We start from the raw sequence: 12717 nt of genomic DNA, 5'->3' as shown, positions 1-12717 counted from the left end.
CATTATACTTTAAACAAATAAAATCACAACTATATCGAAGAATTGTTTACAGGCTTCATGGAGTTATTTCCATGAAGCCTGTAGGCAGGGGGAACTATGCATGTAATTCCTTTGATTTTCTCCGTTTCAGCAATCTGCTGACCAATCCATTGCTTGGGGAAAAGAGAAAAGCCAATCCGAATAATATGGCGGCCGATCCCACCATGCAACCTGATATCGAGGCATCCAAAATGGTGGCTGAATAGTAGCCGATGACGGAACTTAGCACCCCGACCCCGATACTGACCAATATCATGCGGCTTAAACGGTCTGACAGCAGATAGGCCGTCGCCGCAGGTATGATGAGCATTCCAACTACTAAAATGGAACCTACACTATCAAAAGAAGCTACAGTTGTCAGTGAAATGAGGCTCATCAATAAGTAATGAAAGAACAGTACAGGAATTCCCATTGCAGCCGCAAGTGATGAATCAAATGACACGAGTTTAAACTGTTTGAAGAAAAGGAAGATCAGTATGAGGTTCAGGATAAAGCAACTGCCGACAATCCAAACAGCCTTTGGTCCTGCTTCGATTCCCGCTATTGTCATCGTGTTCCAGGGGGTATAGGCTATTTCGCCATAAAGGACATGTTCCAGGTCAAAATCTATTTGTTGCGTATACAAGCTCACGAGTACGATCCCCGTTGCAAAAAGTGAAGTGAATACAATCCCGATCGCTGCGTCAGATTGAACGCCCGACGATTGGAAAAGCTGGATCAAGAATACGGTGAGCAAACCGAGCGCAGCTGCCCCTATCAGCATTGGAACAGAGTCACGAGTGCCGGTTATTAAAAATGCCAATACGATTCCCGGCAAAACGGAATGACTGATGGCATCCCCAATCAACGTCATTTTCCTGACTATCAAAAAGCATCCTAATACACTGCAAGCACTCGCCACCAATGCTCCGACTAAAATAATCCAAAAATCATTCATGATGAGTGGCTCCCTTTCCTTCTATTCTGTTCGAGAGAATATTTCTTTTTCGTCGATACCCTTCTCCATATAGATGAAAGCACTCCGCGTTTAGGTGCAAAAAGCATGGAAAAGAAAAACCATACGGTCGCGGATAAAACAATTAACGGTCCTGTAGGCAAATCATTGACCGATGTACTGATCAACGTTCCAGACACACCGCTCAACATTCCGAATATACCAGACAGGATGACCATGATATGCAGCCGCTCCGTCCAATACCTCGCAGAAACCGCAGGCGTGATCAGTAAAGATGCCATCAATACGACGCCTACAGCCTGGATACCGATCACCACAGCTGCCACGATCAGCATCATGATGAAATAATCCAGAAAAACAACCGGCAATCCCATCCCCTTAGCAAACCCAGGGTCAAAGGACAGTAATTTGAATTCTTTAAAAAATACGGTACAAGTGAAAATGAGAATAAAGGAAACAGTCATCATCATATATACATCTGACATGACCATTGAGGCCGTCTGCCCAAATAAAAAGGTATCCAATCCACTCTGGTTTCCATACTCACTCTGCTGAATCTGTGTAAGCATGACAATTCCGAAGCCAAAGAAGGAAGATAAGACGATTCCCAAAGCCGCATCCTGCTTGATCTTACTGTATCTCGTAAGCACACTGATCAAGAAGACAGCCACTAAGCCAGCCAGGGCAGCACCTATTAGAAAGTAGGAAGTGGATTTCACTCCAGTTAACATAAAGGCGACACAGATACCGGGTAACGCTGCATGTGCGAGCGTGTCGCCAAGCAAAGACTGCTTTCTGAGGTAGGCAAAGCTGCCGATGACCCCGCTGCTTAATCCGAGGAACATCGTGCCAAGCAATATCCACCTTGTATTTGGATCAGTAATAATATCCAGTATGTTCATCATGTACACCTCATTTTAATAAAAGGCCGGACTTCGTGTCTGATAGTATCGCTAGGCGGCCTCCATATGTTGCCTGTAAGTGTTCGGGAATGAATACTTCCTCCGTCGGACCTATTTTCATAACCTTTTTATTCAATAACATCGTCCAGTCGAAATATTCCTTCACGGTCGATAGATCATGGTGCACAACCAGAACGGTTTTGCCTTTTTCCTTCAATTCCATCAGCAATTGTATGATCGCTTTCTCTGTTGCGGCATCCACCCCTACGAACGGTTCATCCATAAAATAAATATCCGCTTCCTGTGCCAAAGCACGGGCCAGGAATATCCGTTGCTGCTGTCCACCTGATAGCTGGCTGATCTGTCGGTTAGCGTATTCAGCCATCCCCACCTTTTCCAGGCACTCCATCCCCTTCTGCCTTTCGGACTTACCTGGTCGCTTCAGCCATCCGAGATGACCATATCTGCCCATCATCACGACATCGAGTGCGTTGGTCGGAAAATCCCAATCCACTGACTCCCGTTGTGGTACATAGCCGATACTCTTCCTCATCGATTTATAAGTAGAACCCTTTATTGTGATTTGCCCCGATATTTTGGGGATCAATTCGAGTATCCCCTTTATCAATGTGGACTTCCCTGCTCCATTGGGGCCAATGATACCGATTAAATTCCCTTCCGGCACCTCAAATGAGACATCTTCGACAACCGGCTTCTTATGATAAGCAATCGTTAAATTCTCGACCTTCAAAGCTGATAGATTCATAGTTTCTCCCCCTTATTTCAAAGCACGGACGATTATGTCGGTATTATGACGGACCATTCCGATATACGTTCCTTCTTCCGTCCCTTTTTCACCCATGGCATCCGAGAACAATTCACCGCCGATTTCCACTTTGTGACCCTGCTTACCTGCTCCTTGAATGACAGCCTCGATGGCCTTCCTTGGTACGCTTGACTCAATGAAAATCGCTTTAATTTTGTTCTCCACAAGATAATTCCGCATATCCGTCACATCTTTTGATCCATATTCCGATAATGTATTGATCCCTTGGAGCCCTCTTACGTCCAGGCCGTATGACTGACCGTAGTACCCAAAAGCATCATGCGCTGTAACGAGCACCCGTTGATCTTTTGGTATTTTATTAATTTCATCTTGAACATATTTATCAAGTTCCTCCAATTGCAGAACGTACTCTTCATAATTTTCACGAAACTCTGCTTCATGGTCCGGATCATTGGCAATCAATTCTTTCTTAACTGCCTTTGCCGCAACGATCCAAAGCTTTACATCAAACCATACGTGGGGATCATGTTCCGTTGCACTCACTTTGCGAAGTTGGTTCTCCTTGAAGTCCTCCGTGACGGCAATCGTCGGTTTATCCTTGCTCATCATTTCAAATATATCCGTCATTTTCCCTTCAAGATGCACACCGTTATAAAAAATCATATCAGCCGAATCCAGTGTCTTAACATCACCCTGTGTCGCTTTATATAGATGGGGGTCGACTCCCGGACCCATTAAACTGGTGACCTCGACATGTTTACCGCCGATATTCTCAACCAAATCTCCAATCATTCCCGTTGTTGTAACGACATTCAGCTTACCATTGCCTTTATCACTTTCGACCGTAGCATTGCCGCACCCCGTTAAAATCAGCAATGCAACAAGCAAGCTCCCAATAGATTTCAGAAAACCCACCCAAATTCCCTCCCTTTTTCATCTCTCTAAAATAGTTTGCCATGTGCAAAACTAAGTGTAAATTTTTTTACATTGTCGTAAATGCTAAAAAGTTTCCCACGCACAACTTATTTTATACTATACACAAAAAAAGTGAAACTATTTTTTCAAACATTTCAAAAAAGAACAATGACTTTTACACACAGCAAAAACTGTCAGGAAGCTCCACTAGGGAGCATCCTGACAGTCAGTCATTCCGTACATGAAACGTAACGATGAAGTTATATTTATATTGCGGGGTTTTAATGGTGAATATAAACTATGGGGGCTATTTCGGGACGGTGTGAAATTCACGAGTAAATGTGCGAACTTTACGAGTAAAATGGCAAAATTCACGAGTAAAGTACAAAAATTCACGAGTAAACGCTTATTCCACTCATTTTTTCAAGGAAATTGCCAAGTACGCAAATCCCAATTCGATTCCGCAAAGCACAAAAAGGGTGATTAAAGTTTGGAACATCATGGTCTCCTCCTCCTCTAAGACTTAAAACAATCTTAAAGGATGAAACCCATACCAGAACAAGACCTTATTTGAAGAAATCTTCAGCAGCCCCATACTGTTCTCTTGCCCTGAAATGGGTTTCATACTGTACAATATAAAAAAAGAAAAAACGGTGATACCATGACAAATATTAAAGAAATAGCTCAATGTGCCGGTGTATCTGTCTCAACAGTGTCCCGTGTATTGAATGATCATCCATATGTAAGCCCCGATAAAAGAAAGAGCGTCTTAGAAGCCATCAATCGTTTGAATTATACGAGAAACATAAACGCCATTCATCTTTCAAAAGGTAAAACTAATCTTATCGGCATCATCATCCCTTTCAACAATCACCCATATTACGGGGCAATCGTTAACGGAATCACTAAACAGGCAAATGCAATTGGCTGTCATATCGTCATCTTTCAAACAAATTATGACAGAGAGAAGGAAATCCAGGCTTTTAATATGCTGCAAATGAAGCAGCTCGATGGCATTATCGTTTGTTCAAGGATTTCGGAAATGAAAATCCTTTTGGATTATCAAAAATACGGACCGATTATTTTATGTGAAGATACAGCCTCGGCTGAATTCTCATCCATCAGCATTGATCATTATGCAGCTTTCTCCTGTGCCCTTGAGTACGTGATTGCTAAAGGATATAAGAAAATCGGATACAGTCTCGGCCGTAAAAAGAGCAGAAATAGTTCCCATCGTACAAAGGCCTTTAACGATATCATGAGTAAACATCAACTGATAAACAATAAGGAATGGCTGTTTGAAGGCAGCTATCACATCAAAGACGGGGAACAATTGTTTCAACAATGGAATTCGATGATAGATAAACCTGAAGCCATCATCATCACGAATGATGACACGGCGGCAGGCTTCATTCTTACCGCTAAGAAATTGGGTATAAGGGTCCCGGAAGATGTGGCCATTCTCGGTTTCAATAATGATAGCCTGAGTGAAATGCTCGACATCACGACCATTTCCTTACCGCTGGAATGGATTGGGAAAATGGCAGTGGACCTATTTGAGAATCCTGAAGTGGTCAAACATGTAAAGCTGGACTACGCCCTTATAAAAAGGAGGACCGTTTAGTTATCACATTGCTTTTTTTTGGTATATCGAATTCTTCCTTGCCACCATCATTCATTAACTAGGAAAAAATAACCACATAAAATAATCATTGCGATATTCACGAGATTATTTTATAATTTTGATATAGTAAAGTTTACTCAATTACTAGCAATCTATTTGCGATTTCATGAGTACTAGCGTCCGACGTCACTTCCAAGCTGGCGCAACGATTTTAGAAAATTGAATACTTCCTCATTTACCGATGAGTTAGAGGCTGCAGCTTATAAAAGTAAAACGGACGAGATTCTGGAAAATTCAAGACTCCGTTTGAAAGGATAATTTGCCGAAGTTAGGGTATATTCCATGTATATTCTTGCTGGCGGTGTTACCGAACAGGAACACCACTGTCACGTTTTTTCAAAAAAGCGTGGGGAGCTATCTTCGGAAGGATAAACGGGTTTATTATAAACAGCCGTCGATCTTTTTCGACTGCTGTTTTTTTATTTTTCGTTCCCTTCCAATAAAAAGGAGTGTAACATCAATTGTCAAATTCACAATCAGCATCAAGCCCTACTGAACTGAAAAGGAGCCTGAAAGCGCGTCATTTAATGATGATTTCATTAGGTGGAACGATTGGAACAGGTTTATTTTTAGCAAGTGGCGGTGCCATTCATTCAGCCGGTCCCGGCGGTGCCTTGGTGGCATACGCGGTCATCGGCATCATGGTTTATTACTTAATGACAAGTCTTGCAGAAATGGCAGCGTTCATGCCAGTGGCCGGTTCGTTCCGTGTCTATGCATCCAAATTCGTCGATCCGTCTTTCGGTTTTGCGATTGGTTGGAACTACTGGTATAACTGGGCAATCACCATTGCCGCTGAATTGGCAGCCGTTGTCTTAATTATGAAGTTCTGGTTCCCGGATAGCCCTTCGTTTATCTGGAGTGCCATTGCGTTAATCATTATGTTTCTTATCAATTACATGTCAGTTAAAGGTTTCGGGGAAACAGAATTCTGGTTTGCCATGATCAAAGTCGTGACAGTCGTCATTTTCTTGATTACGGGTGTTCTGATCATTCTCGGAATCATGGGTGGGAAAGACCCAATTGGTTTTTCCAATTTCACAATGGGCGAAGGTCCCTTTAACGGAGGGTTCTTCACGATCCTGGGCGTATTCATGGCTGCCGGCTTTTCATTCCAAGGTACGGAATTGCTTGGAGTGACTGCTGGTGAAAGTGAAGATCCAGAAAAAAATATCCCAAAAGCGATCAGATCCGTTTTCTGGCGTATCATCTTATTCTATATCCTTGCCATTTTTGTAATTGGAATGATCATTCCGTTTACCGATTCACGTTTATTGAGTGAAGATGTTGCCGTAAGTCCATTCACGCTTGTATTTGAACGGGCCGGCCTTGCATTTGCTGCATCCATCATGAACGCGATCATTCTATCATCCGTACTCTCTGCCGGTAACTCTGGCATGTACGCTTCAACCCGTATGCTATGGGACTTGGCACGTGATGGGAAAGCACCGAAATTCCTAGGCAAGTTAGATAAAAGAGGAGTACCCGTGAATGCACTTATCGTGACTTCTTTAGTAGGCTGCGTTGCATTCTTAGCTTCATTTTTCGGTGATGGCGTCGTTTATATCTGGTTATTGAACGCTTCAGGCATGGCGGGATTCGTCACCTGGGTCGGGATTGCGATTGCCCATTATCGGTTCCGCAAAGCTTACGCAGCTCAAGGCCTTGATATGAATGCTTTACCATTCCGGGCAAAAGGCTTCCCATTCGGGCCTATATTCGCCCTTGTCCTTTGTATTATCATTATCATCGGACAAGGCTATCAAGCTTTCAGCAGCGATGGGATCGACTGGAATTCAATGTTTGTTTCCTACATTGGCTTGATTTTATTTTTCGTCCTATGGTTCGGCTATAAAATCAAGCATAAAACGAAAATCATTCCCCTAGAGGAATGTGACCTTAAATCAAAATAATACGCAAAGGACCTGTTCTAAGAAGAACAGGTCCTTTTTTCATTTCAAATGATAAACACGGCATTCATATGGACGCAGAGGTTTGCTGGAGATTCCTTCTTCCTCCTGATCATAATTGCCGATCAGCCTTGTGGCTGAATATGCATGGAGCTCTTCAGGCAAAGTATAGGAGGCCTGCTCTTCTTTAAAGTTGCATAGCACCAACAGCTTTTCTTCTTCAAACGATCTCGTGTAGGCAAATATTCGTTCATCATCCGGCCATAGCAGTTCAAAACGACCATAAACGATGATTTCATGCTTCTTGCGTAATTGGATGAGCTTTTTATAAAAATGAAAAATGGAATTCGGATCATTATAGGCTTTTTCTGCATTAATCTCGGGAAAATTGGGATTAACCTTAATCCAAGGCGTACCTTTCGTGAATCCTGCGTTCCGGGAGTCATTCCACTGAATCGGTGTCCTCGCATTATCCCTGCTGCGGGCATGGATGGCTGACATCATCCGCTCTTTTGACCAGCCATGCGAATTGACGAGTTCTTCATATGAATTCAATGTTTCGATATCCCGGTAATCATCGATGCTTTCAAATGCAACATTGGTCATGCCCAGCTCTTCCCCTTGATATATATAGGGTGTCCCTTGAAGCATATGAAGGCAAGCTGCAAGCATCTTTGCGCTTTCAATACGATACTTTCCATCATTACCAAACCTTGAGACAATCCGGGGCTGATCATGGTTGTTCCAGTATAAACTGTTCCAGCCATCGCCCTCCAAACCAGTCTGCCACTTGGAAAGAATTCGCTTTAATTCGGTAAGCTTCCACTTATCATTACTCCATTTCCCTGCTGGTCCGCTCCCCAAATCCATATGTTCGAATTGAAAGACCATATGTAGCTCACCACGATCTTTACCTGTGAACAATTGCGCCTCCTCCGGTGAGACGCCTGGCATCTCCCCAACCGTAATCACGTCATGTCCAGAAAGTGCCCGTTGATTGATTTCCTGCATAAACTCATGTATGCGCGGGCCATTCAGGAAAAAGGGGCTTCCATCGCCATACTGTTTTTCATGATGAACGGCTCCATCTGAATAGCTTTGATCTTTCGAAAGGAAGTTGATGACATCCATCCTGAAGCCATCGACACCCTTATCCAGCCACCAAGTCATGATGCTGTAAATCTCTTCACGGAGCTTAGGGTTCTCCCAGTTTAAATCCGGTTGTTTCCTGCTGAATAAATGTAAATAATATTCATCCGTTCCTTCATCATATTCCCATGCTGACCCTTTAAAAATGGACTCCCAATTATTCGGTTCTTTTCCATTCCTGCCAGATTTCCAAATATAATAATCACGTTTCGGATTATCTTTTGAGGATCGGGATTCCTTGAACCACGGATGTTCATCTGAAGAATGGTTGACCACCAGGTCCATCATGATCTTCATTCCACGTTCATGAACCGCCTTCAACAACCTATCGAAATCGGCCATGGTCCCGAATTCAGCCATGATTGATTTATAATCACTGATATCGTACCCATTGTCATCATTGGGAGATTGATAAACAGGGGATAGCCATATCACGTTCACACCAAGCTCTTGTAAATAATCGAGCTTCATCAAGATCCCGTTTATATCCCCTATCCCATCTCCATCACTATCCATAAAACTCCTTGGATACACTTGATACACAACTGCCTCTTTCCACCATGCTTTGTCCATGCCTTTCCCCCTCATTAGCCGCATTGATATAATCATTACACCAATACCCCTATTATAAAGGGGGAAACTTCAGAATATTCTACTTTTATTCAGCTATTCCCGTTTGAATCATTTCAATATCCAGATCCACCTCGATTGGAATATAGGGATATGCCTTCTCCCAATGCTTCTGATCGAAATTTCTTGTTTTACTTTTAGCGTGATCACCGATTGCAATCGGATCGATATTGTTCTCCTGAAACATGGTCACCATCTCATTTAATTTTTTCCCAATGACATGCTCGGCTTTGGTCTCTATTTTATTCAGGTCGACCGCTTTGCCCAAGTCATAGCCTTGGACCTCCAGCAGACTCGCTTTTAATTTCACTTCAATCCTGACCTTGGGGTCTTGATTTGCATCCGAAACATGATAATGGACACGTGACTCCACGTTATTGATATCTGTAAAGTCATTTTCCTTCCATTTAATTTCATAACTCCCCATCTTAAAGTTTTCAGTAAGGACTTTAAATAAAAATCCGTCCTCATAAGGAATATATTTACCAATATAACGATCCTTTTTAAACAAGGCGATCCCTTTTACCTGTATTTGGTCCCCTGCCGTTTCCAATAAGGGCAAGACCGGGTCGATTCCTTTACCATGACACGCATATAAATACCTGTGAAGATCCACATCAGGCAAATTAGTCCTTATATTCTGTTCGATCAGCTCTTTCACTTGAACCCCTGGAGTTTTAACCAACTTCGGCTCCATTTTAACTACATCCTCCGCCTTGCCATGAACGACCGCTAAATACAAATCCCTTCCCACCATTGGGTCACGCCTATATGTATCGACATAATCATTCAACCCCTTGCCTGCCAATTCTTCACCATAGAGAATGACCGTCAGTCTCCCACCGACAATCGGGAATGGTGTTTTTGCATTTTCATGCTGGCGGGCTGCCTTTATATCATGTGAGACCGCTTCATATACTTCTTTACCTAGGTTTGCTTCCTCCCCAGGCTGAGGAACGCTGACAACGACCGTACCTTTGATTCTTTTGTCTTCGGCATCATAACCTACGACTTCAGCAATTAAAATATCTTCTAATATTTGCTTTTCCACGCCGCAAGCCGTCATCAAGAAACCTGCCAATGTTATCAAGAGAAGTCGGGTTTTCATGATTTATGCCCCCTAACTTTATAGACAATCGACTGCCATATGAATAAGAGAGGAAGATACAAATAAATGATATAAAAACCAATTTCCGAACTTATCGTGTTAAACTTATCGATTCTATGGCGGTTGTCCAATAAAATGCAGGAAACTAAAATGATTAGCAGAATGAAGACCAACATCTTTTTCTGCCTTAGTCCAAATACTCTTTTTGCTGTCCTGCTCGCTGCCCAAACCCCTATGCAAACATTCGGCAGCACCATGAACAGCCAAACGGAAATCCCTATGTATTCGAACCTTTCAATGAATGGAAGGTCTACAATTTTCCATAACGTCAAAGTTGCCCATATTACATCTTTCAGTTGATCTTGATGATAGTAGGCTAATGAAACAATGATGGATACTAAATATATCGCCATAGTAAACACCGCCCCTAAGTGGGCCCACTTTTGAGATTTTTCACCGTTTTTAATGAAAGGGTAATAAATGAGGAGTAATTCAAAACCAAGGTAATTCAGGGTCATTTTCTTACAGGCCTTCATGATTTCCAAAAAGGAATGATCAAGAAAAGGACCCAAATTTTCAAAGTGGGCGTACTTCAATGGGAAATAATTCAAAAGGAATAATGGCGATCCGATAATAAGCCCGATTATGCAAAAACCGGTGATGACCCTGAACCCTCCCTCCACAAAACTATACACGAGAATAAGAATGACGGTTATTAGCATCAGGACATTGACACCAGGGAACATCCAAACCTGAATGACTTCTAAATAAGTCCTGATAAGAATGATGGAGATCATTATAAAGTAGAGGATGAATAATATATTGAAAGCATTTCCGACCCATTTACCGAACAAATCTTTGTGGATGGCGACCAAATCAAGTGTTTGGGGACCCCTGCCTAAAAGCTTGAAACACATCCAAAGCAGAACATTTATGATCAACCCTGATATGAGGACAGATAACCATGCGTCTTGACCAGCCTCTTTCGCTATGACACGTTCAAACCCCAATATCCCTACCCCAATCTGCATGCCGGGCATGAGGAAAAAAACAAAAAATGGAGATATTAGTTTAGTTTCATTTGGTTTGACTTCCATACCTTCTCACCGCTTTCTACACCTTATTCATCAATATCACTATGGGAGTTTCGCTTTTCCGCCTCCTTCCTTATCCTTAGTGGATTTTCCGTCCGCAGAAATTGAGGGCGTTTTTTCTGCTTTGAAAAAGGGAGACGAATGAGACTATCTTTAAAGTCATGAATTCTTAACGGGTAAAGCGGGTCTAAATAAGGACTGCCAAGCGAAGTCAATTTCAATAAATGACTTAAAATGAATGCACTGCATAAAGCTATTCCAAACAGACCGTATAACTGGGCTGCAATTAGAAAAGGGAAGCGGATAAGGCGGATTGTATTACTGATTTGGTAAATCGGCACCGTAAATGAAGCCAAGGCAGCCAAAGCGACAAGCATCAATAAGACATTACTGACAAATCCAGCTTCCACAGCAGCTGTACCGATGACTATACCGCCAACAATGCCAATGGTGGAGCCAACCTTAGCAGGCAGCCTGACCGCTGCTTCCCTCAGCAATTCAATCGTCCCTTCCAGCAAGATGGCTTCCAAGATCGGCGGAAAGGGGATCACTCCCCTGGATGAAATTAAGATTGGCAGCAAATCCGTTGGAATCACTTGATAATGATAGGTTAAAACGGCAACATACAGAGGTGAAGATAAAACGGAAAACAGCACTGCGAAAAGCCGAATCAAACGGAATGAGGTGCCAAGATTCCAAATTTGAAAATAATCTTCAAATGATGAAAAGAACGATATGATGGTATTTGGACCAACTAATGCATGAGGAGATCCATCCAGCATGATCCCTACTTTCCCTTCCGATAATACACTGGCCAGATGATCAGGCCGCTCCGTATCAATCAGTTGCGGAAACATCGAATTCCGATTATCCGTGATCATCTGGCTTACAAACGAAATATCGACGATCGTATCATACTCAATATCATCTATTCTCTGCATGACTGTATTAACGAACTGTTGATTTACTACCCCATCTATGTAGAGAACCGCTAACCTTGTTTGCGAGATGCTACCGACCCGGAATTCCTTGGACTGCAATTCAGGAGTGGGCAACCGGTTACGGATCAAATTCAGATTCGAATCAAGCGATTCAACAAAGGCCTCCTTGGACCCAACGACCGTATACTCCGACTCGGGTGTGGAAATTTGCCTTTTCACACTGTGAACACATGGAATCAGCAAGCACATTTCATCATCTTGCTTGTATTGAATCATGATTGATCCTGCCAAAACCAACCTTTGAATGTCTTTTAGATCAGCGGTCAATTTCATATCTTCCATCGGAATATCGCCTTTTAATTGCATAAGATCCTTCTTTGGTTGATTCGACATGACAGCCAATACTTGTTCATGAAGCTGTTGTACACTAACCAGTGAATTGAAGTAGGAAATAGTATAGCCATCATCATTCGGGAATTGGAAGGCAAGAAAATCATTAGATGCTTTAAACTTTTTAAGGAGTTCCTGAAAATCCCTGGAAGTAACCTGAAAGGATGCTCCATCCATTTCCCTCCTGCCCTTAAAAAACCTCACCATCCCACC

General features: G+C 42.5%; 10 protein-coding genes and 1 riboswitch. Of the genes, 2 read left to right on the top strand and 8 right to left on the bottom strand.

Annotated features, from left to right (window positions below; all coding sequences use genetic code 11):
- Positions 1 to 94: 94 nt before the first annotated feature.
- Genes ACFX4I_RS02580 through ACFX4I_RS02565 form a run of 4 tightly spaced genes read right to left on the bottom strand, consistent with a single transcriptional unit; the run spans position 95 to position 3598 of the window.
- On the bottom strand, positions 95 to 976 hold the full coding sequence (locus ACFX4I_RS02580; RefSeq protein ID WP_377418974.1) for a metal ABC transporter permease: 882 nt from the start codon (positions 974 to 976) through the stop codon (positions 95 to 97).
- Entirely contained in the window at positions 973 to 1899 is a 927-nt protein-coding gene (locus tag ACFX4I_RS02575) for a metal ABC transporter permease (protein ID WP_214791276.1), read from the bottom strand. The genes ACFX4I_RS02580 and ACFX4I_RS02575 overlap by 4 nt, the downstream gene beginning before the upstream one ends.
- 7 nt (positions 1900 to 1906) lie before the next feature.
- A complete protein-coding gene (locus ACFX4I_RS02570) occupies positions 1907 to 2662 on the bottom strand; it encodes a metal ABC transporter ATP-binding protein (RefSeq protein ID WP_230300539.1) in 756 nt (251 codons plus the stop codon).
- A gap of 12 nt (positions 2663 to 2674) precedes the next feature.
- Positions 2675 to 3598 (bottom strand): metal ABC transporter solute-binding protein, Zn/Mn family, encoded by a 924-nt coding sequence (locus ACFX4I_RS02565; RefSeq protein ID WP_377418970.1) that lies wholly within the window; start codon positions 3596 to 3598, stop codon positions 2675 to 2677.
- A 661-nt stretch (positions 3599 to 4259) separates the two neighbouring features.
- Between ACFX4I_RS02565 and ACFX4I_RS02560 the strand changes: the two genes are divergently transcribed.
- Positions 4260 to 5222, top strand: a complete 963-nt coding sequence (locus ACFX4I_RS02560; protein WP_377418968.1) for a LacI family DNA-binding transcriptional regulator — start codon at positions 4260 to 4262, stop codon at positions 5220 to 5222.
- Between the two features lie 239 nt (positions 5223 to 5461).
- Positions 5462 to 5647: riboswitch (Lysine riboswitch) on the top strand.
- Between the two features lie 96 nt (positions 5648 to 5743).
- The gene (locus ACFX4I_RS02555; RefSeq protein WP_230300542.1) at positions 5744 to 7195 is read left to right on the top strand and encodes an amino acid permease; all 1452 of its coding nucleotides are present in this window, start codon (positions 5744 to 5746) and stop codon (positions 7193 to 7195) included.
- Between the two features lie 39 nt (positions 7196 to 7234).
- Here the strand turns inward: ACFX4I_RS02555 and ACFX4I_RS02550 are convergent, their stop codons facing one another.
- The 4 genes from ACFX4I_RS02550 to ACFX4I_RS02535 all read right to left on the bottom strand — a co-directional run bounded on the left by ACFX4I_RS02550 (position 7235) and on the right by ACFX4I_RS02535 (position 12711).
- Positions 7235 to 8914, bottom strand: coding sequence for a glycoside hydrolase family 13 protein (locus ACFX4I_RS02550; protein ID WP_377418965.1), 1680 nt, complete (start codon positions 8912 to 8914; stop codon positions 7235 to 7237).
- A gap of 85 nt (positions 8915 to 8999) precedes the next feature.
- Positions 9000 to 10079 carry a Ger(x)C family spore germination protein gene (locus ACFX4I_RS02545; RefSeq protein WP_377418962.1) on the bottom strand — a complete coding sequence of 360 codons (1080 nt, stop codon included), beginning with the start codon at positions 10077 to 10079 and terminating at the stop codon, positions 9000 to 9002.
- Complete coding sequence (locus ACFX4I_RS02540; protein WP_377418959.1) at positions 10076 to 11176, bottom strand: GerAB/ArcD/ProY family transporter; 1101 nt, start codon at positions 11174 to 11176, stop codon at positions 10076 to 10078. The genes ACFX4I_RS02545 and ACFX4I_RS02540 overlap by 4 nt, the downstream gene beginning before the upstream one ends.
- Positions 11177 to 11199: 23 nt before the next feature.
- Positions 11200 to 12711, bottom strand: a complete 1512-nt coding sequence (locus ACFX4I_RS02535; protein WP_377418956.1) for a spore germination protein — start codon at positions 12709 to 12711, stop codon at positions 11200 to 11202.
- Positions 12712 to 12717: the final 6 nt, after the last annotated feature.

It is taken from the genome of Peribacillus sp. YIM B13472 (assembly GCF_042788005.1).
GTDB classification, from domain to species: domain Bacteria; phylum Bacillota; class Bacilli; order Bacillales; family DSM-1321; genus Peribacillus; species Peribacillus simplex_E.
This window is presented reverse-complemented; position numbering and strand designations above follow the sequence as displayed.

Excerpts from the sequence above, each read along its gene's own strand:
- ACFX4I_RS02535 (WP_377418956.1), bottom strand. The coding sequence starts at position 12,711 with ATGGTGAGGTTTTTTAAGGGCAGGAGGGAAATGGATGGAGCATCCTTT.
- ACFX4I_RS02570 (WP_230300539.1), bottom strand. The coding sequence starts at position 2,662 with ATGAATCTATCAGCTTTGAAGGTCGAGAATTTAACGATTGCTTATCAT.
- ACFX4I_RS02580 (WP_377418974.1), bottom strand. The coding sequence starts at position 976 with ATGAATGATTTTTGGATTATTTTAGTCGGAGCATTGGTGGCGAGTGCT.
- ACFX4I_RS02550 (WP_377418965.1), bottom strand. The coding sequence starts at position 8,914 with ATGGACAAAGCATGGTGGAAAGAGGCAGTTGTGTATCAAGTGTATCCA.
- ACFX4I_RS02560 (WP_377418968.1), top strand. The coding sequence starts at position 4,260 with ATGACAAATATTAAAGAAATAGCTCAATGTGCCGGTGTATCTGTCTCA.
- ACFX4I_RS02540 (WP_377418959.1), bottom strand. The coding sequence starts at position 11,176 with ATGGAAGTCAAACCAAATGAAACTAAACTAATATCTCCATTTTTTGTT.
- ACFX4I_RS02545 (WP_377418962.1), bottom strand. The coding sequence starts at position 10,079 with ATGAAAACCCGACTTCTCTTGATAACATTGGCAGGTTTCTTGATGACG.
- ACFX4I_RS02575 (WP_214791276.1), bottom strand. The coding sequence starts at position 1,899 with ATGATGAACATACTGGATATTATTACTGATCCAAATACAAGGTGGATA.